This window comes from Ignavibacteriota bacterium, assembly GCA_016713565.1.
Taxonomy (GTDB): Bacteria; Bacteroidota; Ignavibacteria; order Ignavibacteriales; family Melioribacteraceae.
The window spans coordinates 1,569,454-1,592,618 of record JADJOX010000007.1 but is presented as its reverse complement, the minus strand read 5'-3'; the positions used below and the strand labels follow the sequence as shown (position 1 = coordinate 1,592,618).

The window sequence follows — 23,165 nt, the reverse complement described above, 5'->3', positions numbered from 1 at the left end:
AATTTTATTCCTCCAAATACTAATGACAAATATTAAAAATTTAGATTAAAATCTTTTTTGCATTTCTTATATTTCTTTTGTCATTTTGCCTAAAAGTGGAATTTATATGAAAACTGAACTCATTAATGAAAACTTTTCAATTTACAAATTTAAATTGGCGGATTTCTTAAAAGATCTTCACCAGTTTACAATTGAAGTCGGAAACCCGGATTTTCAAAAAATTATAAGCGATTTAAGATCCAATATTAACGAACCCTTTTTATTTGTAGTTGTTGGCGAAGTAAAATCCGGAAAAAGCAGTTTTATTAACGCGCTTTTAAAGGATGATATTTGTAAAGTTGACGCGGCTCCATGTACGGATGTTGTTCAAAAATTGGAATATTCTGAATCAAGAAATGAAATTCAATTAAGTGAATTTTATAAAAGAATCGGTGTTCCATCTGAAATATTAAAAACTATTGCAATTGTTGACACTCCGGGAACTAATACTATTATTAAGAATCATCAGGAAATTACGCAAAAATTTGTACCTAACAGCGATTTGGTTTTATTCATATTCCCCGCAAAAAATCCGCATACGCAATCTGCTTGGGATTTGCTCGATTATGTTAGTGATGAATGGAAAAAACAAGTCGTGTTTATTTTGCAGCAGGCTGATTTGGCCAGACCTGATGAACTTTCCACAAATATTGAAAAAGTAAAAGAGTATGCGATTAAAAGAGGAATTACTTCTCCAATTGTATTTCCAACTTCCGCTGTTTTGGAATTGGAAGAAAAAGAAAATTCGGGTTTTAATTTAGTTAGAGAATTTATTCATAATACAATTACAGGCGGAAAACATTTAAAATTAAAACTGCAGTCCATTTTAGATACATCTCAGCAAGTAATTGAAAAAACCAATTCAAGCTTAGATCAATTGAAACTGACTTTAGAAAAAGATCTGGCTTTTGCGGTAAAAATTAAATTACGATTGGAAACCGGGGAAAAACATTCAACTTACGAAATTAAAAGTTTGGTTGATAGATTGGTTTCAAATTACGATAAAGTCTCATACGAAGTGAAAGAAGAATTTGAAGAAGGTTTATCCGTGTTTTCATTATTTAAAAGAACATTCGGCGCAATATTCAATAAAGACAGCTCAATAAATAATTGGATCAAGGAGCTTCAGAAGAAATTTGAAAATAAATTACATTCTTCATTTGAGGAAATTGCCGATGACGGAGCAAAACATTTTCTTAGCGGAATTAAACAACTGCTACAAACGTTGATTGATGAACTCGACATGAAAGAACAGCAAAGAATTAAAAAAGATGAACTTTATGTTAAAATTGGCGAAGAACGACTCCACGTAATTCAAGATGTAAAATCAAAAGTAACTGATTTAATGGCAAATGATTCATTTACAACATTTTTAAATTCACGTCCTTCTAATTTGGCTCCAACCGCAATGGGCGGAGGTATTTTAGCAATAGTCGGCGCTATAATTTTATCAACAACTCAAGTTGCGTTTATGGATATTACGGGCGGAATTTTAACGGGAGCCGGTTTGATAATTGCCGGCGGCGTTTTAATATTTAAAAAATCTAAAATAGTTAAAGAATTTAAAGAAGGGTTGGATTCCGGAAAAACAAAATTTGAGAGTGAGTTAACAACAAAATTAAACTCTAAATTAAGTTTTATTTATGAAGATATAAATCGTACATTTATTCCATTCTATGAATATACCGAAAGTGAAAAGAAACGCTTGGAACCTTTGTTTGAGAAGGTAAAAATTGTTAAGGAAAATTTCTTAAAGTTAAAGAACGAAATTAACTCCAATTTATAATTGGCTGAATTTATTTTTAGCTTTCTTAAATTTCGAGAAAAACACAAAATCCAAAAAGTAAGACTTTGTAAAATATTTTACAGAAAAAATAAATTATGAAAGAATTAAACTTTCAGCCGGTTAAGTCAAGAGAAGATTTTAGGAAAAATTATGAAGTACATGACATGGCAGAATTCCACGGTAAAAATTTACTTCTGCAATGGGGAATAGATTTTAACGACTTTGGTAACGATAGGCGTTATGAAAAGGTTTGGGAAAAAGGTGATGATAAACCGGATATCGTTGGTGAATATATCGGACACCGATTTTTACTGGATTGGAAAGGAAAAACAAAGGAGGCTTATTGGGTTAACAAACGTGCAATTGAATCTTACATTAACTGGTCGGAAAAATTTAATATACCAATTATTATTTGTTTTTTCTTGTTTGATAAGAATCAACAGCTTACAGATAGAAGATTTGCCGTAATAAAAAAACATAAATTTGAAATTGCTGGAAATAAGGCTTGGGATAAAAACGATGTTGTAAAATTTGAAATTGATTTGCCGGTATTTACAAAGAAAAACTTAATTCATTTTTTAACACAAAGCACTAATAATAATAACCAATAATAAAATAAAACATAAACGGACCTCGGCTTATAATTCTTTCCGGAGAAGTATCTTTCAAATATAAACTTCTGCCCACTGAAAATTCTGCCGGTCCAACCGGAGTATCCAATGCAATTGAGAAACCGACGCCATGTTTTAAGTTTTCAAATTTTATTTGCTCTTGTTTATTCCATGATGAACCCAAATCATATCTTAATTTTAAATAAGTATCGACATAAATTTGAATAGGTAGTTTATATCTGTATTCCATTGATGCAATAAAAATTTGTCTTCCCCTAAATTCATAATCTCTGTAACCGAAAAAATTCTTTTGTCCGCCAAAGTCAAATTGCTGACTTAAGGGGAGAGTTTCATCAGCAAATCCAAAAATTACTCTTGGCTTTATAGTATGGTTATTAAATGAAACATATCCGGAATAATCAAAACTGAACTTTGCAAAACTTATATCACCGCCTAGAATTTTTTGAGCCGTTTCATAGTAAGTATCAATGTACAAACCCTTGGTAGGAAACGGATATTTATTTTGTGAATCGATTTGCAATCGGAATTTTAGGCTTGAAATATTGATCTTATATGTTTGCTCATCTGCAATTGAATCAATACTTTTAATCTCGTCAACTTCATATTTTCCTTCTGTAGTCAGAGTTCCAATTTTTTGCAAATGTGCGCCGACACCAATAAAACCCCCGAAAAATATTTGTCTATACTCGCCAATTTCAGATCTGCTGAATTTATAATTGTTAGGAATATTATCATCAGCGTAAACTTTAACATCATTAAAGTTATAAAAAAGCTGAGCTTTGTAAGTTAAATATGTATTAAAAATTCTATTGGTTTTATGTTCAATTAAAAACGTTCTGTTTCTTATTCCACCCGCGAGTGAAAAACCAAGTTCTGATCCTGTTCCAAATAAATTTTCATTCCTTAAGTCAACCGCAAATTGTGTAAAGTTTTCATTATCAATCCTTAATCCTAACCTCAATACATTCGGAAGTTTTTCTTGAAGTTCAATTTTAACTTTTTTACCCAAACCGTTATTCGAAAAACTAAGTTTAACATTTTCAAAAAGGTCGGTTGCCGAAATGTTATTTAGTCCCTCATCTAAATTTTCTTTTTTTATATAATCGCCCACGTCAGTTGCAAATTCTCTTGTTATAACCGAATTAAGAGTTGTTTCGTTGCCTTCCACTTCAATATCAGTAATTTGACCTTCGTTTATTGTAACATATAATTTTTCCAAATCTTCGCTAAAATACACTAAATCTATTGTCGCAAGTGAATAGCCGAGTTTTCTATAATTTTTTATCAGGTTTAAGTTTGAACTTAAAACACCTTCCGCGGAATAAGGTTTATTTAAAATATTATCAAAATGTTTTAACGCAACTTCAATTGGTATTTGTGTTACACCAATTAGTTCAACATTTTTGATTTTATTATTTAGCTGAAAATTAATGTTAATAAATGTAGAGGAATCAGAAATTGTCGCGGTTGCGGATAGATTATTGTAAATTCCGCGATCATATATTTTATATAAATCAAATAGTATTTCCGATTTGCTGAAAGTATATAGGTTTTTATATTTTTCAAAAATTTCTTTTTCTAAAATGTTTGCATTTTCCGGCAAGCCGATGTTATGAAAATATTTTTCATCATTCACCAATTTCTTTTTAAATAATTGTGACAGTTCATAATTTACGTTAAGCAAAAGATATTTGGCCGAATCATAGCCGGAATTAATTATTTCTTCTAAATTTTCAAAATTATCGTTTCTTCTTTTTTTAAGATTCTGTTTAATAAGAATATTTGCTTTGGAAATGTTTTCTTCCCAAATTATTCTTGATGGAATTGTTACAATTTGATCGGCAATTTCCCACGGATATTCAAGTTCATTTTTATTTCTTAAGCCGCTTGTAGCGTCTGAAGCAATTATAAAATCAGGATTTAATTCCTCCGCAGTTTTTATGGGAAGATTATCAACCAATCCGCCATCCACTAAAATAAGTGAATCAATTCTAACCGGAGGTAAAAAAAATGAAACACTTGAACTTGCGCGCATTGCTTCACCTAGTAAACCATTTTTTAGTACGGTTCTTTTACCGCTAACCAGATCTGTACAAACCGCTCTAAACTTATACAATAAATTATCAAAAGAATCTGGATTGTTTATCGGCGCGTTTAATGCAAGACTTGTTAAAAAATTACTAATTTTTTTACCGGTATTTATGGCGGAAGGTATTGATGGTTTTAATCCATTTAATCTTAACGTCAATAAAGATTTATCTTCCGTAATCTTTTGATCAACAAAAAGATTTCTTCTATCATCGTTGGTTAAAGAAAAAAACTCATCCCAGTTTGTTGATTTAACAATTGAGTCAATTTCTTTGATGGAATATCCAGCGGAATATAATCCTCCGATAACACTTCCCATGCTGGTTCCAATAATTTGGTCGAGGGGAATTTTAAGTTCTTCAATAGCTTTTAGAACACCAACGTGAGAAATTCCTCTAGAGCCACCACCGCTTAAAACTAAACTTACTTCCGGTTTATCTATTGGAACTAATTTTGTAATTCCGAATGGTAATATTTTTTCTTTAAATGAAAGTTTAAGTTCAAATATATTTTGAGGAAAAACAATTTTCGAAAAAAAAACAAAAATTAAGATCAGCTTACTGAAAAAAGCTTTCATTAAAACACTTAAAAAATATTATTGGATAAATTAATAATTTTACTTCTTTTTACCCATTTGTTTTTGAGCTTTTTGTTGCTGCTCGGCCGCTTCCATCATTCTTTGCATAAAGCCAGTTTTCTTTTTGGGATTTTCAACCGGAACTAATTCTTCACCTTGTTTGTGATTTATATAATACTGCTGACCTATTGAAAGTAAATTGAACATAAAATAATATAGGTTCAAGCCGGATGATAAATTCATAAAGATGAAAGTCATCATAAACGGCATTATATAAACCATTGCTTTTTGTGAAGGATCTTTAACCGTCATTTTTTGTGTAAAAAACATTGTTAATCCTAAAAGCGGTGCTAGTCCGGTTATAATATCAACTCCAAACAGCGGGATTTTAAAAGGCAGTTTATATATAACATCGGGGGATGATAAATTGGTAATCCACCATAAAAAAGGTTCGTGTCTAATTTCTATAGCAACATTAAAAAAAGTAAACAGCGCAAATAAAATCGGCATTTGAAGCAGCATCGGCAAACATCCGCCGGCAGGATTTATTCCATACGTGGAATAAAGCTTCATCGTCTCTTTTTGAATTTTCTGCTGATCGCCTTTAAACTTTTCTTTCAACTCGGCTATTTTGGGCTGAAGCTGAGACATTTTCTTCATCGATTTATAGCTTTGGCGGGTTAATGGCGATAATGCGATTTTAAGAATAATTGTAAAAACAATTATAACCCAGCCGTAATTAGGAATAAATTTATGAAGGAAAATAAATAACGGATGTAATATGTATTCTGAAATTGGTCTGGTTATAAATGCCAATCCAAAGAAACTGCCGAAATCATAAATTGCCTGGTAATTATGATTTTGAGCTTTAAGAATATCGTAATCAAGCGGACCAACATACAGCCTAAAATTATCTTTCTGCAGTTTTTGATTATTAAACGGAATTCTTAAACTTGTGGAATAATATTCACGGTTTCCAAATTGGTTTAAAACATGCTCACCTTTAAAATCAGCTCCGCCTTCATCACTTGGGTTTACCGGCGCAAGTATTACCGTAAAATATTTATTCTTTACGCCAACCCAATCTATTTTACCATTAATAACTTTTTCAACCGGTTCATCTACAGATGTTGCATCTATAACAACTTTTTCATCGCCGGAAAATGCGGCTGCGCTTGAATAATTTGCTTCATCAACTGAATTTTGCTCAACAAAATTAATTCCATTCGACCATTCCAAATCATATCTGTAACTGCTAATAACATCATCAAGATTGTTAAGGACTATTTGAACTTTTGAATTGTAATCATTTGCAAAAAAAGTAAATTGTTTTGTTAAGCTTTTATTCTCTTCAACATTATATGTATAACTTAACGATAACGAGTCATTTTCTTTTACTCTGTAATAACTTTCTTTTTTATCGGAGTTAAAATCTATATTTTTAGTATTAACAAACTGTCCCTCTTTGGTAACAAAAACTATATTAAAGTCTCCGCCCTCTTTGGTATAATTTATCAATTGAACATATCTATTATAAATATCAGTCGAATCAATATTGTCGTGATACCAAGTTTCATATTTCTTCAAATAAAATTTCTTTAATCTGCCACCTTTGGAAGTAAGTTCGATCAAAGCCAAATCAGTTTCAATTGTTATTGTTTCTTCTTTTTTTTCTGATTTGTTAAAAGTAGTTTGAACTTCGGTACTTTCTTTTTCAGCGACTTCAGTTTGAGCTTTGTCCTCAAGTTTTAAAGTATCGCTGTTAACAACAACCTTTGTAGTGTCTTCTTTATGCGGCTGATCTACCGGCGGCTGAGGTGAATTAAGATATAGCCAAAAAACTAAAATAATTCCAATTAATATAAATGCTAAGGTTGATTGTTTATCCATAAAATTTGCACCAAAAAATTAAAAATTAAGCGGGATCATAACCGCCTTTATTAAAGGGATTGCACCTTAAAATTCTCCAAACTGATTTTATTCCGCCTTTTAAAACACCATATTTATTCAAAGAATCAATTGCATAATTTGAGCAAGTGGGATAAAATCTGCAAGACGGCGGAAACATGGGTGAAATCACTTTTTGATATAATCTAATTAAAAAAATAAATGCCTTACGCATGTTTTTCTATTTTTATCTTTACTTTTTGCAATAAATCTACCAAATCATCCAAAATAAATTTTTGATCAATATTCTTATTTAACTTTTGGTTCAAAGTTTTAGGAGAGAAAATTAAGTACAGTAAAAAATTATTATTAACACAATATTCAAAAAATTGCGGCTTACTAATTCTGTACGCGGCTCTTAAAATTCTTTTTAGTCTATTTCTCCAAACCGCGTTTCCATTCTTCTTAGATACTACAAAAGCAGCTTTAACACCACTTTCATTAACGCTGCTTTCAAAATAGTAATTAACCTTAAGCTTATTATTTATTGAACTAAGTACTTTTCCGTTTGAGTAAACTTTTTGAAAATCTTTTTTTTGTCTTAATCTTTCTTCTTTAGAAAAAGAATACTTTTTCAAAACTAAAATTCATCACTAACAGTTAATTTTTTTCTGCCTTTTGCTCTTCTGCTCGCAAGAACTTTTCTGCCATTTTTAGAAGCCATTCTTGCTCTAAAACCATGCTTGTTTTTGCGTTTTGTATTACTTGGTTGATATGTTCTTTTCATCGTTTTTCACCTCTAAATTACAAAGAACACAAAATTAAATAAATTCAAATAAATAAACAATTTTTTAAATTATTGACAATTTATCTTAACCGGTTGTTATTTAATACGTTACAAAAAAGAAATTTTAATAATCATAAAGCATTTGATTTATTTTTAAAATTCCATCCGTAAATTTGTAATAAAAATTAAACATTTAGCTAATTTTACTTAAAGTGATAAATTGTAAATTATGCATAAACTTGGTATATTTCTATATTAAAAATCTTTTCAAATTTGAGGAATTTTATGGAGTTTAAGGTAAATAGTAAAGAATTGGAAAAGCTGCTTTCAAAAATAATTCCTGCTGTTCCAACAAGAACACCAATGCCAATTTTAGAGAATTTTCTTTTCGAAATTAAAGACGGTCTGCTTACGGTTTACGCTACCGATCTCGAAATTTCATTAAAGTCTTCGCTTAAAATTGTTTCGGTTGAAAACGCAAAATTACTTTTACCGGCTAAACTTTTGTATGACGTTGTAAAATCTTTAAGCGATACAACAATTCGTTTTGAAATTCTGCCAAATGGAAAAGTAAATTTATTAACCGATCTGGGAAAGTATAATCTGAGTTATTTAAGTCACGATGAATTTCCAGAAATTCCGGATTTTCCCAATGATACATTGGATAAAGAAGAGCTTAACGAAATTAATGTTAACGGAAGCGATCTTAGATTTGCGTTTGAAAAAACCTCGTTCGCGATGAGCAAAGAAGAAATGCGTCCCGCTATGATGGGAACGTTATTTCAATTTACCGGCGAAGGATTAAGATTTGTAACAACCGATGGTCACCGTCTTGTAAATCTGCTTTATAAAAATGTTAAGATACCGATTGATTCGCAGTATGTTCTTCCTGAAAGAGCCGTATCTGTGCTCTTGAAAATATTGGATGAAAAAGACGTAAAGATTTATTTCAGCAAAAGTCATATGTCGTTTAAGCTGAATGAATATGAATTGATTTCGCGATTGATAAAACAAAAATACCCTGATTATTCAAGCGTTATTCCTTTAGAAAATGAATTTCTTCTCGAAATTGAAACTAAAGAACTGCACAACGTAATTAAAAGAATGATGTTGTTTTCTACTTCAAACACAAGAAGAGTAAAATTTTCGATTAAGGAAAATAATTTGGAAGTTTCCGCGGAAGACTTGGATTTGGGCGCTTCCGGAACAGAAAATATTTTATGCAAATACAAAGGTGATAATATTGAAATCGGTTTTAATTCATCTTATGTAAATGACGTTTTAAATCATTTGGGTTCTGAAAAGAAAATTATTTTCAAATTGCATTCCGCAACAAAAGCCGTAATAATTCTGCCTATTGAAGAAAAAGAAAATTATGAGCTTATGATGCTGCTGATGCCGGTTCGACTTAATAATTAACTTATGATTTTGAATTTTATTGAATTAAAAAATTTTAGATTACATAAAAAAACGAATTTAGAATTTTCAAATAACCTTAACTATATTGTTGGCGGAAACGGACAAGGGAAAACATCATTATTAGAAGCTATTTACTATTTGTGTACGAGTAAAAATTTGAATCAAAATTCTGATATTGATGCGCTGAGTTTTAACGAAAGTTTTTTTGAGATTACCGGAAGCTTTAAAGAATATTCAACCAATAAAGTTAGAATTTTTTTTGACGATTCCTCCAAGAAAAAAAATGTTTTTTTAGATGATAAACAAATTTACAGAGCATCAAACTTAATTGGAAAATTTCCGGTTGTTGCTCTTTTACAATCTGATCATGCAATTACACAAGGTGCTCCGTCAGAAAGAAGGAGGTTTGTAGATTCCATTATTGCTCAATCAAGTGAAACATATTTAAAACTCTTACTGGATTATAATAAAATTCTCCGCAACAGATCCGCATTACTGTCTAAAATCAAAGAATTTAATTCACCGGTATTGTTTGATGAGTTGGAAGCGTGGACTCACTCACTTGTTGCTATGGGTTCGGAAATTATAAAACATCGAATAAGATTCTTGATTGAATTTAATGAATACATAAAACAGCCTTATGAATTTATTATGGGAAAAAATGAATTCCCGGTAATAAAATATGTTTCATTATTATCAGAAACGGAAAATGTGGAAAATATTTTTAAACAAAAAATAAATGAACTGAAAAAGGAAGAATTGAGAAAAGCTCGGAATTTGGTAGGTCCGCATATTGATGATTTTGATTTTTTTATTGATGAACTTGAATTAAAAAAATACGGTTCCCAAGGTCAGCATAAAACATTTCAAATAGCCTTAAGGTTTAGTCAGTTTTTTTATTTAAAAGATAAATTAAAAATTACTCCCATCTTTTTGATGGATGATGTTTTCGGTGAACTCGATTCATATAGAGCGGAAAAGATTAGTAGTTATTTGAAAATTATTGGGCAAGCTTTTATTACAATGACTGATTTTTCCAATCTTGAAAAACTAAATATCGAGGACAAAGATTTAATCATAAACGTAAACAGAGGAACCGCGACTTATGCTTAATTCTTTTAGAAGCTTAACCGAAGTTTTTAATAATGAAAATACATTTGAAAAGTTTAGAAAATCTGTGAAGGAAATAGATGTATTGGAAGGTTTTCATGCAGTATTTCCTGATCTAAAAAAAACTGTGAAACCAAAATATGTTAAAAAAGGAATTTTATTTTTATCTGCTGAGAATTCTGTTTTGAAGAATGAACTTTTTTTAAATAGAAAACTTATCGTTGAAAAGATCAATAATCATTTTAAAGAGAAAATTATAACGGATATAAAATTTTAATAATGAAAAGGTAATACGTGACAAAAGAAACAGCACAAAAAAATTATACTGCCAGTAATATTAATGTTTTAAAAGGTTTGGAGGCAGTAAGAAAAAGGCCGGCAATGTATATTGGCGACATTGGCGTTAGAGGCTTACACCATTTGGTTAACGAGGTTGTTGATAACAGTATTGACGAAGCTTTAGCCGGTTATAATGATACGATAATTGTTACAATTAATAAAGACGGAAGTGTAACCGTTGAAGATAACGGAAGAGGTATTCCGGTAGATTTACATCCTATAGAAAAGAAATCTGCTCTGGAAGTTGTAATGACGGTTTTGCATGCCGGAGGTAAATTTGATAAAGATAGTTATAAAGTATCCGGTGGTTTACACGGTGTAGGCGTTTCGGTAGTTAATGCTCTTTCCGAGTGGTTAAAAGTAGAAGTAAGACGTGACGGTAAAGTCTACTTTCAGGAATACAGAAGAGGAATTCCAATTGCCGAAGTAAAGGAAATAGGAAAAAGCGGAAAAAAAGAATCCGGTACTAAAACTACATTCATGCCTGATAATGAAATTTTCAAATCGACAAAATTCCAGTTTGAAATTCTTACAGAAAGAATGCGCGAACTTGCTTTCTTAAATAAAAACGTATCGATAAAAATTTCAGATGTAGGTGAAGGCGAAGAAGAAACTTATCATTACAAAGGCGGAATTATTGAATTTGTAAAATATTTAGATGAAACAAGAGAAGTGCTTCACAAACCAGTTTACATTGAAGGTGAAAAAGAAAACACTCCCGTTGAAATTGCTTTTGAATACAGTGACGCTTATTCCGATAATATTCATACCTATGTAAATAACATCAATACACATGAAGGCGGAACGCATTTAGTTGGATTCAAAACCGCGCTTACAAGAACTTTTAATAACTATGCCGCAAAGAATAAATTAATAAAAGAAAATAGTAAAGTAACATTGACCGGCGATGATTTTAGGGAAGGTTTGACCGCTGTTATTTCCGTAAAAGTTATGGAACCTCAGTTCGAAGGTCAAACGAAAACTAAATTAGGGAATAGTGAAGTAAAGTCAATTGTTGAATCTATTGTTGGTGAAAAACTTGCGGATTATCTTGAAGAAAATCCCGCTATTGGAAGAAAAATAATTGACAAATGTTTAAGGGCCGCCGAAGCGCGTGAAGCCGCGAGAAAAGCTAGAGATTTGGTTAGAAGAAAAAGTGCGCTCGATTCTATGCATTTGCCGGGTAAATTGGCGGATTGTTCAATTAAAGACCCCGAACATTGCGAAATTTATGTTGTGGAAGGCGACTCCGCTGGCGGATCCGCAAAACAAGGAAGAGACAGAAGATTTCAAGCCATTCTTCCAATTAAAGGAAAAATATTAAATGTTGAAAAAGCTAAGATCAATAAAGTTTTGGAAAACACCGAAATCAAATCAATGATTGCCGCAATTGGCGCGGGTATCGGCGCGGAATTCGATGCAGAAAAATCAAGATATGGAAAAGTTATAATAATGACTGATGCCGATGTTGACGGAAGCCACATCCGTACATTGTTATTAACATTTTTCTATCGTCAAATGAAAGAATTGATAACTTCGGGAAAAGTATATATTGCCCAACCTCCTCTTTATAAAATTAAAAAAGGTAAAGAAGAAATTTATGCTTATGATGATGAAGAAAGAGATAAAATACTTACAAGAATGGGCGGAACGGGAATGAACAAAAAACATGAAGAAGAAGAACATGAAACTGAAGGCAATTTACCTAAAGGAGTTACAATTTCAAGGTATAAAGGTTTGGGAGAAATGAATCCCGATCAACTTTGGTCAACAACCATGAATCCTGAAACAAGAACAATTTTACAAGTGAATTTGGAAAGTGCCGCAGCCGCCGATAAAATATTTGAAACTCTAATGGGCGATGTTGTTGAACCGAGAAGAGCATTTATTGAAAAACATGCTAAGTATGCAAACTTAGACATTTAATAAAATTAATTTTAAAATAAAAAGTGTTGGAAAATGACTACAATTTTTGAGAAAGTTTTACCCGTTGCTTTAGAAGATGAAATGAAATCATCATACATTGATTACGCAATGTCTGTTATTGTGGCTAGAGCTTTGCCGGATGTAAGAGACGGATTAAAACCCGTTCACAGACGTGTATTATATGGTATGCATGAATTGGGTGTTGCATATAATAAACCTTATAAAAAATCCGCAAGAATTGTTGGAGAAGTGTTAGGTAAATATCATCCTCATGGTGATTCCGCTGTTTATGATAGTATGGTGAGAATGGTTCAAGATTTTTCATTACGTTATCCGTTGGTAGATGGACAAGGGAACTATGGCTCAGTTGACGGAGATTCTCCCGCAGCTATGCGTTATACAGAAGCAAGATTGTCAAGAATTTCTGAAGAAATTTTACGCGACTTGGATAAGAACACCGTTGATTTTACTTCTAACTTCGACGAATCATTACAAGAGCCTGTAGTTATGCCTTCATATCTTCCAACATTGCTGATAAATGGCGCAAGTGGAATTGCGGTTGGAATGGCAACAAATATTCCCCCTCATAATTTAACCGAAGTAATTGACGGTTTGATCGCAATGATCGAAAAACCATCTATTACAAATGAAGAATTAATTAAATATGTAATTGCTCCGGATTTTCCAACCGGCGGAATTATTTTCGGTTATGAAGGCGTAAGAGAAGCTTTTACAACCGGAAGAGGAAGAATAATTCTTAGAGCCAAAGCAAATATAGAATCGCATAAGAATGAAAGGGAAAATATTATAATTACGGAACTTCCCTATCAAGTTAATAAAGCTAACTTAATTGAAAAAATTGCCGAATTGGTTCGTGAAGAAAAACTTAATGATATTTCAAACATAAGGGACGAATCTGATAGAGACGGAATGAGAATTGTAATTGAAACAAAAAGAGGTTCTCAGCCCGAAGTAATTATAAATCAATTATTCAAGCATACTCAAATGCAGGTTACTTTTGGCGTTATAATGCTTGCGTTGGTAAATGGATCTCCAAAGGTATTGACTCTCCGCGAAACTATGGTACATTTTTTAGCGCACAGAATGGAAGTTTTAATAAGAAGAACTAAGTTTGAATTGGAAGCCGCGGAAAAAAGAGCTCATATTTTGGAAGGTTACATTATTGCTCTTGATAATATTGACGAAGTTATTGACACAATTAAAAAGTCAAAAGACGTTGAGACCGCCAAAAATAATTTGATGAAGAAATTCAAATTAAGTGACATCCAAGCAAAAGCGATTTTGGATATGCGTTTGCAAAGATTGACCGGTCTGGAAAGAAAGAAAATTGAGGACGAATATAAAGAAACTTTAAAATTAATTGAAAAACTTCAAGGAATTTTGGATAGCGAAAGAAAGAGAAATATTATTATTAAAGAAGAATTGCTTGCGCTTAAAGAAAAATATGGTGATAAACGAAGAACCGAAATAATTCATGACTTTAAGGAATTTTCACTTGAAGATATAATTGCCGAAGAAGATGTTGTTGTAACAATTTCACATACCGGATTCATTAAAAGATTTCCTGTAAGCGGTTACCGCAAACAAGGCAGAGGCGGAAGAGGCGTAACGGGTGCCGGAACAAAAGATGAAGATTTTATAGAACATATGTTCATTGCATCAACTCATCATTACATAATGTTTTTTACAGACCAAGGAAAATGTTATTGGAAGAAAGTACATGAAATTCCTGAGGGCGGAAGAGCTTCGCGCGGAAGATCGCTGCAGAATTTAGTTGAAAAAGAAAATAGTGAAAAGATCACCGCATTTGTAACTGTTAAAGATTTTTCTGAAGAAAAATTTGTTGTTATGGTTACAAAACAAGGTACAATTAAAAAGACCGTCCTTGCGGCTTATTCAAATGTCCGTAAAGGCGGAATTAATGCTATTAATATTGTTAAGGGCGATGAATTAATTGAAGTTAAATTAACCGACGGCAATAATGATTTGGTTATGGGAACCAAAAAAGGTTTAGCAATAAGATTTAATGAATCTGAAGTAAGAGATATGGGAAGAACCGCTACCGGAGTTAGAGGAATTAAATTGGGTTCCGGCGATCAGGTGATTGGTGTAATTGTTGTAAGAGCTAAAACTACATTGCTCGTAGTAACCGAAAATGGTTTTGGCAAACGCAGTGATATAGATGATTACAGAATTACAAAGCGTGGCGGTAAAGGAATTATTACCGTACGAACAGGCGAAAAAACCGGAAATCTTATTTCTATCAAAGAAGTTAACGATAATGATGAATTAGTAATTATTACAAATGGCGGAATGGTAATTAGACAAGCTGTTAAAAATCTTAGAGTAATGGGAAGAGCAACACAAGGTGTTAGATTAATTAATCTTAAAGATGGTGACTCAATTGCAGATGTTGCCCGAGTAATAAGTGAAGACGAAGATGATGGAGCAGAACAAATTGAAAATAACGATCAATTGGATATAAGTGAAGAATAACAATAATTTAAACATCGAAACAAAATGTGTTCATGCGGGAATTAAAGAATATGAACACGGACCTGTAATTCCGCCGATTTATCAAACTTCTACGTTTAAGTTTGAGTCGGCTGATCACGGCGGTTCTTTATTTGCCGGAGAACAAAAAGGCTACATATATACAAGAATGCTAAATCCTACAATAGAAGCAATGGAAGACGCAATTGCGGAACTTGAAGGAGGTTATAAAGCTTTAGGCTGCGCAAGCGGAATGGCGGCGGTCAATACTGTTTTTTCTGCTTTACTTAAATCCGGAGACCATGTAATTTGCTCAAAATCTGTTTATGGTCCCACTTCAACATTGCTGGCAACGGTGTTTAGTAAATTCAATGTTGAATCCACATTTGTTAATACATCCAATATTCAAAATATCGAAAAATCAATTAAACCTAATACAAGACTTATTTATATTGAAACTCCCGGAAATCCAACTCTTGAAGTAACAGATTTAAAAGCTGTTTCAGAATTAGCCCACAAAATAAATGCTTTAGTTGTTGTTGATAATACTTTTATGAGTCCAGTTTTGCAGCAGCCTTTTATGTTTGATGTTGATATTGTTTTGCACAGCATGACTAAATTCTTAAACGGACACGCTGATGTTGTTGCGGGAGTAATAATTGTTAAAGATGAAGAAACATATAAACATTTCAGAAAAACTTTAAATCAGCTTGGCGGAGTTATTGATCCGTTCAATTCATTTCTTGTTCACCGCGGATTAAAAACATTGTCTATCAGAATGCAAAAACATTCCGAGAATGCTATTAAAATTGCGGAATTTTTAGAAGCGCATCCAAAAGTTGAATGGGTTCGTTTTCCGGGATTAAAATCCTTTCCAAATTATGAAGTCGCGCAAAAGCAGCACAAAGCTCCGGGTGGAATGATATCCTTTGAATTAAAAGGCGGAGTTATTGCCGGAAAAAAATTAATGAATTCCGTTAAACTTTGTCAGCTTGCTGTTAGTCTGGGCGGAGTTGAAACATTAATTCAGCATCCTGCAAGTATGACGCATTTAACGATGGGAAAAGAAGCGAGAGAATCAGCCGGAATTACAGATGGCTTAGTTCGCCTTTCTGTTGGAATTGAAAATGTTGATGATATAATTGCGGATATTTCAAATGCTTTAGAGCTTATATAAAAAATCCCATCGAAATTGATGGGATTAAATTTTGATATTGCTTTTCACTACTTCATTAAAATCATTTTCTTTCTTAACAATTCTGTTTTGTCTCCATTTTTCATACTTAATTGATAAATATACATTCCGCTTGCTAAATTCGATGCGTTCCATTCTACTTTGTAAAAACCCGGTCTTTGATTATCATCAACTAATTTTGAAACTTGCCTTCCCAAAATATCATAAATAAACAAAAGAACTTCTGATGTTGAGCGAATATTGCTTGCCGGAATTGCATAACTTATAGTGGTTGTTGGGTTGAAAGGATTTGGATAATTTTGATTTAACTCAAATTTTTCCGGCGGAAGAATTACTATTTTTATTTCCTTACTCCAATTTTGAGCATTACTTGTTATTGCAAATTTCAATACACTTTCTTCCATAACAGCCGCTTCATTATCAACATCAAAAGTAAAAGAAACAATCTCTTCTGATTTAGGATTTAAAGAATTGATTTCTGTTTCAATACTTACGAAATTTATCCAGTTTGGAAAATCTATTGCGGATATTTGAACATTACCTAAGTCATTTTCAGAATCGTTATAGACAGACAATTCAATTTCATTTCCTTTTGCCGCAAATGGAATTTCATATACTGTTTGTGCCAATAATTTAATGGCAAGCAAAATTAAAATCATTAAAATCTTCATTTTTCTTCTCCTCATTTATTTTGCCACGAATTCACGAATTTCTGTGTATTCGAGTTGAATATTAATTTTTCACTTTTGCCCTTCACTTTTCAAAAAATCATAATCTTTCTATTATATACCCGGAATAATAATACAGAAATTTATACCCTTCATCGCTTACATATTTTGGATAATTTTGCTCCGGGTTTTGATAAACCAAATCCACACTATTTTGAAAAGCAGTAATTTCTGTTTTACAGTTTAATGAGTCACCGGCATTCAAATAATTTTCTGCATTCGTAAGTTTTGTTAATAACTCATTTTTATAATTTTCATCTTTCAGCCATTCATAACCATAGCATTGGTTTGTGTAGGAGATTAAAGTATCTAACATTGTTGTGGCTGATATCGTGCTGTCTGGAATTACAGGGATAAATTTTATTATTTTTATTTCTATAAGTTGTTTTAAAGTTGGATCATTTTCCAAATTCATTTGTTCATGTAAAAAGACATAAGTTGACGGATCTGAAAAATTCTTTGTTAAACTAGATGTCAATAGTAGCTTAAATGAATTACTTGTGTCACTAACTATTCTTTCTTTAATAAAATTTTCAAGATTATTAAATTTTTTCTCTTCTAATATTTTTAATGATAGGGCTTTTAAAGAAAAATCCGGTCTGTTTTGTATAATATCTTGTGCTAAATTAATAATATTACTACCGCTAATTTCTTGAAGTACATAAAGTGCAAAAAACTTATCATTTTTAGTTAAATAAGTTTTATTTTCTTCTGATACAAGTTTTAATAGTTCAGTTATTGAATAGTCTTTATATTCAGGTACATTTAACGCCAAATCTTCTAACATACCTATATGGAAAGCTGCTACTTTGTTAAGAGTATCTGCTTCAATTGATTCAAACAAATAATTTTTTGTGGAAAAATCATCTACTTTAAATAATAAACTCGTAGCCATCATTTTCATACTTAATGGATTATTTGGCGAATATTGATAATTAAAGCTCTCTGCAGAATCTATAAAAGTATGGGCAATTTCAATAAAATTAGGGTAATCTAACATATATAAAGCTTGAAGAAAAGAGAAACCCAATCCATTTGGTGCTTCGACCCAAATTTTCTCCAATAATTTTGGAATAGCCTCAACAATTTTATAATCCTTAATTTTATCTAAAGCACCTGATTTTATCCAAAAATCTGTAGAATCTAATTCAGATATTATTTCTTCTTTTTCTATTAGTGTTAATTCTTGAGAAAAACTAATTTTATTTGATAATAAAATTGTAACAAGAATCATGTATATATATTTGTTCATTTTTTCCTCATTTTTTAATTACAATTTAAACCTAAATTTAATGCTTTTTGTTCAAGCCATAATGAGTAAGCAACTTGAAGATTAAAAACTTCTTCATTCATGTTGGTTTTTATCTCATTCCTTAATTTAAGTTCATCTTTCTCATCATCTGATTTACCTTTATAATTATAAATATCAAGTGATTGTTGCATATACTTGTTAAATATTTTAGATATTTCTTGCCTACCTTGATTTCTTGCATCGGTCTCATTTTGTACATCACTACATGTTAAAATTATTTTTTTGAAGTCATTTTTAAAATTGGGTAAATACATACTAAAAATTTCTTTTATTTCATTCACATGTGTTTGTTCGTGTTTAAGAATTATCTCTGTAAAAATATAATCACCTGGATAAACATCATATGGATATACATAATGTCCGTATAAGGCTTTTAATGCATTGCAAATATTTTCTGTGGGAATTTGTTCAAGGTCATAAAATGAATTTATAACTTTATAATCAAGTAAATCAATATTATCATTACATAATCCCATTATAATATTCATTTCAAACGTTTTAACGTTAAAATGCCAAGAGTTAGCTGACACATTGAAACAGACATCTGGAATGTATGGATTAAACATTTTACTTCCTTGTACGGGGGAAGTAACACCAAGAGTATGCTTTATAATTATTGCTGGATTATTGGAATCTCTAACTAATATGCATTTGTTTTGGTTAAACGTACCAACTGGATGTGTTGTTACTTTTAATTCTGGGGCTTCAGTTTCCACATCACATTCCGGTGTGCCAGTGCCGCACTCTTCCGGAATAAGTTTAAATGCTGCAGATTTTGTATAACCATTTACTTCAGTGGTTATTTCAGTTTGGTAGTCTTCGGTACCATAATACGGTGTATCATATTTTTAATGTAGCGTATAAGCCATTTATACTTTCATTAAAAGAATCTCCAATAAGTGTTGTCCCATTAACAGCATCATAAAAAGACAAATACTCACTCCCTTTTGTTATTGTTGTTGTTAAATAGTCTTTTTCTAAATTACCAATAATTGCCGTGCATAAATTTTCATCACCTTTTTTTGCACTTGCCGAAACGGCATTATTTAAACTTACTCTTTCTGTAGGCGTATGCCCGCTATTTAAATAAACTTTTCCAAACCAAGGATCAATTGGTATTCCAACACTAGGATGCGAAATTGTCCATTTTGTAGTATAATATTCCCCGTCAACGTAAACATTATAACTTACATCTGGTGTTCCCGTAATAGTTGAGCGCCCAGGCCTTTCCGTTTTACTTTTAACGCCAACTCCATAAACCGTTGGTCTTGGAGCAGTTATAGTAAAACTTAAATTACCTGAATTATCCCATGGTGAAACAAATGTTAGTTTAGAGCATCCAGAATTGCTTGCTGTATAAAGTGTACACTGTAATGAATAAGACCCATCAGTTGGAAATGCAATTCTTATTTCGAGAGAGTTTGCACCTTTATATAACACAATATTATCATTTATAGTTTCTGTTTGCTCATTCAATTCAACTTTCTCTTTTATTTTTACTTGTCCGTAATTAAAAGTAAAAAGTGAAAACGAAAAAGTGAAAATAATAAATGCTGAGACGAAAAAAGAAGGACGTAAAACGAAAAAGCTAAAAAAGAGGTTTAAGCTAAATCTCAATTGATTGATTGATTGATTGATTGACTTGCCCGACGTATTTTTGTTTGGTTAATTGATTATGTGTTTCAAGATTTGTTTGGTTTTTTGGGGATTTTAATATCATTATTACTCCTTAACTTTTCAAAAATATTTTCCTTTCTTTTTAAAAGAACGTGTTCAATTTCTAAATTTTTTATTTAAATGTCAATTGTTTTTAATTAACTTACTGAAATATTACTACTTTCAAAATTAATATTTACAAGTTTTTTATATAAAAATGATCATCATATTTCTTAATAAATTCTTTTATATTTTTCAGCCAATATTATTGTGAAACTTTTCTTTAGGTATTTTATGAGAAAATTATTTTTACTCTTTTACATAGTAAGCTCAATTCAAATTTTCGCGAATACTAACATTGTTGAAAAAGATAATAAATTTTATTTTTCAGATAGAGTAATTATAAAGTTCAAAGGTAATTCATCTCTCTCAAAAATTTCAAATTCTGCTGTTAATAAATTCAGCGATTCTGAACTCACGAAAACTTTTAAAATTTCTGAAGAAATTAATTCATCAAATAAAATTTTGAATAACATTTACACTCTTAAAATAAAATCACCGTTTGAAATAAATTATGTAATTCAAGAAATATCAAGACTTCCCGAAATTGATTGGGTTGATCCGCATTATTTAAATAAAATAGATTTCACTCCAAACGATCCGTCTTTTCAAACTTCACAGCAATATTTAAATGTGATTCAAGCGCAAGAGGCATGGGATATTAATACCGGAAATGAAGAAATTATTATTGCAATAGTTGATACTGGCGTTGATTGGGAACATCCGGATTTAGCTGCAAATATTTGGAATAACTCAAATGAGATTTCGGGTAATGGAATTGATGATGATAATAACGGATTTATTGATGATATTCACGGTTGGGATTTTGGCGGTGTTGATGGAACTGCCGATAATAATCCTAAAGAAGATCGAGCAGATCACGGAACTTTAGTCGCCGGATTAGCAAGCGCCGTTACAAATAACGAAATTGGAATTGCATCAATTGGCTACAAAAGTAAATTGATGGCTGTTAAAACTGCACAAGATAATATTAGAAGTGAATCCGGTTTAGCATTGGTTGCTTATGGATATGAAGGAATTGTGTACGCCTCAGATAACGGTGCAAAAATAATTAATTGCAGTTGGGGAAGTAGTAATTTTTCAAATGCTGCTCAAGCCGTAATTGATTACGCTATTTCTAAAGGCGCGTTAGTAGTTGCCGCGGCGGGAAACGACAACAGCGGTGCTGGTTTTTATCCCGCAAATTATAATGGAGTTTTATCGGTTGCTGGAACAAATAATTCTGATATTAAAGCAAGCTGGTCAAATTACGGAACCAAAGTTGATGTTTGCGCTCCGGGTGTTAGTGTTTATTCAACTTGGCAAAATGATCCGTTTTATATTTCGGCGGATGGAACGTCGCTTTCTTCGCCAATTACAGCAGGACTTGCGGCGCTTGTCGCAAATCAATTTCCGGCTTTTTCACCATTGCAAATTGCCGAACAAATTAGAGTGAACTCGGATAATATTGATAATAATAATTTACTTTATAAAAATTTACTTGGTGCCGGAAGAATAAACGCTTTCAAAGCATTAACAAATACAAATTCAAAATCCGTTAGAATTACCGATATTGAATTTACGGAAATTGGAGACGGCGATGGAATTTATGAATCAGGCGAAACTATAAATATCAGTCCGATTTTTTCAAATTATTTATCCGCAATTTCAAATCTTAATGTAACAATTGAAACCGAAAATCAGAATCTGCAATTTTTAAAAAATGGCGGCAATGTCGGCTCGCTTTTCACATTACAGAATTTCAATACATCCGCGGATTTTTTTTCAATAGCGGTAAATGAAAATGCACAGGAAAATGTTGATATCAATTTAAAATTAGTTTATTCCGATAATGATTACCAAGACTTTGAATGGATTACAATTTCTATTAATCCCACATACGAAATTCAAACAACCGAAAATCTATCAATTACATTTACAAGCAGCGGTTCAATCGGCTTTGATGATTATCCGACAAATTTAAAGGGAAATGGTTTACGTTATAAAGATGGTCCAAACATACTTTTTGAAAGCTCTTTGATTTATGGAACATCCTTATCCTCAATTGAAAATTGCGCAAGAAATGCAGACGGCGATAAAGATCTTGATTTTTCGGTTGTTACACCAATTAAGGTAAATAAAAATGGTGATATTGCGGATAAGGAAGGTTATGCGGTATTTAATGACGCGATCGCTTCACCCAAAAGTTTGGGAATTGAAACAGAATTTTTCACATATTCTTTTTCAGATAATTCGGATTACATGATAGTACGTTACGCGTTAACAAATAAAACAAATGTTAATATTGAAAATTTCTATATCGGTCAATATTGGGATTTTGATATTGACGATACAAGTTATGACGATGATATGGTAGCTTACAATATTGAAAAAGATTTTGGCTATGCTTATGATAATGACGGTGATCCACTTAGCACACACATAGGACTCGCGGTTTTATCCGAAGATACAAAAAACTTTTTTGCGATGAACGATAAAGGTCAAGGAAATCCTACAATATCTTGGGATGGTTTTACCGATACTGAAAAATGGACTTCATTAACTTCCGGAAAAACGTTCAGTTCAACAGGTCCAAATGATATTTCACTTGTAATTTCGGCGGGACCTGCAACTCTTTATCCCAACATAAAGAAGAATTTTGATTTTCTTATTGCCGCGGGAGATGACCTGGAAAAGTTAACGCAGACAGTGATAACAGCAAAACAAAAATATAATGATGTTTTAACTACAATAAGTTATAGTAATGAAATTATCCCTGAAAATTTCGAACTGTTTCAAAATTATCCTAATCCATTTAATCCAACTACAAAAATTAAATATACAGTTCCAGCCAATTCAAATGAATATATCAAATCAAATAAGCTTGATCCGAATAGAAATACAGTTACGCTTAAAGTTTATGATATTTTAGGAAAGGAAATTAAAACTCTTGTTAACCAAAAACAAAATCCGGGTATTTATGAAATTAATTTTGACGCTTTAAATTTAACTTCAGGAGTTTATTTTTATAAATTGACTTCCGGAAGTTTTTCATCAATTAAAAAAATGATTTTGTTACGTTAACCAATTGAATTTGCTAATTTTGTAAA

18 protein-coding genes are annotated in these 23,165 nt (G+C 31.6%); 9 read left to right on the top strand and 9 right to left on the bottom strand.

Going from position 1 to position 23,165, the window contains the following annotated elements; genetic code table 11:
• The first annotated feature begins 106 nt into the window (after positions 1-106).
• Positions 107-1,825 (top strand): dynamin family protein, encoded by a 1,719-nt coding sequence (locus IPK06_14295; protein MBK7981147.1) that lies wholly within the window; start codon positions 107-109, stop codon positions 1,823-1,825.
• Between the two features lie 95 nt (positions 1,826-1,920).
• Positions 1,921-2,436: a hypothetical protein gene (locus IPK06_14290; GenBank protein ID MBK7981146.1), complete on the top strand. Its 516-nt coding sequence runs from the start codon at positions 1,921-1,923 to the stop codon at positions 2,434-2,436.
• On the opposite strand, the gene IPK06_14285 is transcribed toward IPK06_14290, so the two are convergent.
• From IPK06_14285 to rpmH, 5 genes are read right to left on the bottom strand one after another with little or no spacing between them, the layout of a single operon-like run.
• Positions 2,417-5,122, bottom strand: coding sequence for a BamA/TamA family outer membrane protein (locus IPK06_14285; protein MBK7981145.1), 2,706 nt, complete (start codon positions 5,120-5,122; stop codon positions 2,417-2,419). The genes IPK06_14290 and IPK06_14285 overlap by 20 nt on opposite strands.
• Positions 5,123-5,161: 39 nt before the next feature.
• Positions 5,162-7,012 (bottom strand): membrane protein insertase YidC, encoded by a 1,851-nt coding sequence (yidC, locus tag IPK06_14280; GenBank protein MBK7981144.1) that lies wholly within the window; start codon positions 7,010-7,012, stop codon positions 5,162-5,164.
• 25 nt (positions 7,013-7,037) lie between these two features.
• Positions 7,038-7,244: a membrane protein insertion efficiency factor YidD gene (yidD, locus tag IPK06_14275; GenBank protein ID MBK7981143.1), complete on the bottom strand. Its 207-nt coding sequence runs from the start codon at positions 7,242-7,244 to the stop codon at positions 7,038-7,040.
• Positions 7,237-7,647 carry a ribonuclease P protein component gene (rnpA, locus tag IPK06_14270; protein ID MBK7981142.1) on the bottom strand — a complete coding sequence of 137 codons (411 nt, stop codon included), beginning with the start codon at positions 7,645-7,647 and terminating at the stop codon, positions 7,237-7,239. The genes yidD and rnpA overlap by 8 nt, the downstream gene beginning before the upstream one ends.
• A 2-nt stretch (positions 7,648-7,649) precedes the next feature.
• The gene (gene rpmH, locus IPK06_14265) at positions 7,650-7,796 is read right to left on the bottom strand and encodes a 50S ribosomal protein L34 (protein MBK7981141.1); all 147 of its coding nucleotides are present in this window, start codon (positions 7,794-7,796) and stop codon (positions 7,650-7,652) included.
• Positions 7,797-8,081: 285 nt separating this feature from the next.
• On the opposite strand from rpmH, the gene dnaN reads away from it, so the two are divergent.
• The 6 genes from dnaN to IPK06_14235 are packed head-to-tail and all read left to right on the top strand — an operon-like array spanning position 8,082 to position 16,281.
• Entirely contained in the window at positions 8,082-9,215 is a 1,134-nt protein-coding gene (gene dnaN, locus IPK06_14260; protein ID MBK7981140.1) for a DNA polymerase III subunit beta, read from the top strand.
• A gap of 3 nt (positions 9,216-9,218) precedes the next feature.
• Positions 9,219-10,328: a DNA replication and repair protein RecF gene (recF, locus tag IPK06_14255; GenBank protein MBK7981139.1), complete on the top strand. Its 1,110-nt coding sequence runs from the start codon at positions 9,219-9,221 to the stop codon at positions 10,326-10,328.
• Positions 10,321-10,602 (top strand): DUF721 domain-containing protein, encoded by a 282-nt coding sequence (locus IPK06_14250; protein MBK7981138.1) that lies wholly within the window; start codon positions 10,321-10,323, stop codon positions 10,600-10,602. The genes recF and IPK06_14250 overlap by 8 nt, the downstream gene beginning before the upstream one ends.
• Before the next feature lie 17 nt (positions 10,603-10,619).
• A complete protein-coding gene (gene gyrB, locus IPK06_14245) occupies positions 10,620-12,590 on the top strand; it encodes a DNA topoisomerase (ATP-hydrolyzing) subunit B (protein ID MBK7981137.1) in 1,971 nt (656 codons plus the stop codon).
• Positions 12,591-12,623: 33 nt separating this feature from the next.
• A complete protein-coding gene (gene gyrA, locus IPK06_14240) occupies positions 12,624-15,107 on the top strand; it encodes a DNA gyrase subunit A (protein MBK7981136.1) in 2,484 nt (827 codons plus the stop codon).
• A complete protein-coding gene (locus IPK06_14235; GenBank protein MBK7981135.1) occupies positions 15,097-16,281 on the top strand; it encodes a PLP-dependent transferase in 1,185 nt (394 codons plus the stop codon). Before gyrA ends, IPK06_14235 begins: the two co-directional genes overlap by 11 nt.
• A 47-nt stretch (positions 16,282-16,328) precedes the next feature.
• On the opposite strand, the gene IPK06_14230 is transcribed toward IPK06_14235, so the two are convergent.
• The 4 genes from IPK06_14230 to IPK06_14215 all read right to left on the bottom strand — a co-directional run bounded on the left by IPK06_14230 (position 16,329) and on the right by IPK06_14215 (position 19,815).
• Positions 16,329-16,970 carry a T9SS type A sorting domain-containing protein gene (locus tag IPK06_14230; protein MBK7981134.1) on the bottom strand — a complete coding sequence of 214 codons (642 nt, stop codon included), beginning with the start codon at positions 16,968-16,970 and terminating at the stop codon, positions 16,329-16,331.
• 97 nt (positions 16,971-17,067) lie between these two features.
• Positions 17,068-18,279 (bottom strand): hypothetical protein, encoded by a 1,212-nt coding sequence (locus IPK06_14225; protein MBK7981133.1) that lies wholly within the window; start codon positions 18,277-18,279, stop codon positions 17,068-17,070.
• Positions 18,280-18,293: 14 nt separating this feature from the next.
• A complete protein-coding gene (locus IPK06_14220) occupies positions 18,294-19,055 on the bottom strand; it encodes a hypothetical protein (protein ID MBK7981132.1) in 762 nt (253 codons plus the stop codon).
• Positions 19,056-19,179: 124 nt separating this feature from the next.
• A complete protein-coding gene (locus IPK06_14215; GenBank protein ID MBK7981131.1) occupies positions 19,180-19,815 on the bottom strand; it encodes a hypothetical protein in 636 nt (211 codons plus the stop codon).
• Between the two features lie 474 nt (positions 19,816-20,289).
• Here IPK06_14215 and IPK06_14210 point away from each other — a divergent pair, with 474 nt between their 5' ends.
• A complete protein-coding gene (locus IPK06_14210; GenBank protein MBK7981130.1) occupies positions 20,290-23,139 on the top strand; it encodes a S8 family serine peptidase in 2,850 nt (949 codons plus the stop codon).
• The last annotated feature ends 26 nt before the right edge of the window (positions 23,140-23,165 follow it).

Bases quoted from the DNA above. Each gene is read 5' to 3' on its own strand.
- IPK06_14295 (MBK7981147.1), top strand. From the start codon at position 107: ATGAAAACTGAACTCATTAATGAAAACTTTTCAATTTACAAATTTAAA.
- IPK06_14290 (MBK7981146.1), top strand. From the start codon at position 1,921: ATGAAAGAATTAAACTTTCAGCCGGTTAAGTCAAGAGAAGATTTTAGG.
- IPK06_14285 (MBK7981145.1), bottom strand. From the start codon at position 5,122: ATGAAAGCTTTTTTCAGTAAGCTGATCTTAATTTTTGTTTTTTTTTCG.
- yidC (MBK7981144.1), bottom strand. From the start codon at position 7,012: ATGGATAAACAATCAACCTTAGCATTTATATTAATTGGAATTATTTTA.
- yidD (MBK7981143.1), bottom strand. From the start codon at position 7,244: ATGCGTAAGGCATTTATTTTTTTAATTAGATTATATCAAAAAGTGATT.
- rpmH (MBK7981141.1), bottom strand. From the start codon at position 7,796: ATGAAAAGAACATATCAACCAAGTAATACAAAACGCAAAAACAAGCAT.
- dnaN (MBK7981140.1), top strand. From the start codon at position 8,082: ATGGAGTTTAAGGTAAATAGTAAAGAATTGGAAAAGCTGCTTTCAAAA.
- recF (MBK7981139.1), top strand. From the start codon at position 9,219: ATGATTTTGAATTTTATTGAATTAAAAAATTTTAGATTACATAAAAAA.
- IPK06_14250 (MBK7981138.1), top strand. From the start codon at position 10,321: ATGCTTAATTCTTTTAGAAGCTTAACCGAAGTTTTTAATAATGAAAAT.
- gyrA (MBK7981136.1), top strand. From the start codon at position 12,624: ATGACTACAATTTTTGAGAAAGTTTTACCCGTTGCTTTAGAAGATGAA.
- IPK06_14230 (MBK7981134.1), bottom strand. From the start codon at position 16,970: ATGAAGATTTTAATGATTTTAATTTTGCTTGCCATTAAATTATTGGCA.
- IPK06_14225 (MBK7981133.1), bottom strand. From the start codon at position 18,279: ATGAACAAATATATATACATGATTCTTGTTACAATTTTATTATCAAAT.
- IPK06_14210 (MBK7981130.1), top strand. From the start codon at position 20,290: ATGAGAAAATTATTTTTACTCTTTTACATAGTAAGCTCAATTCAAATT.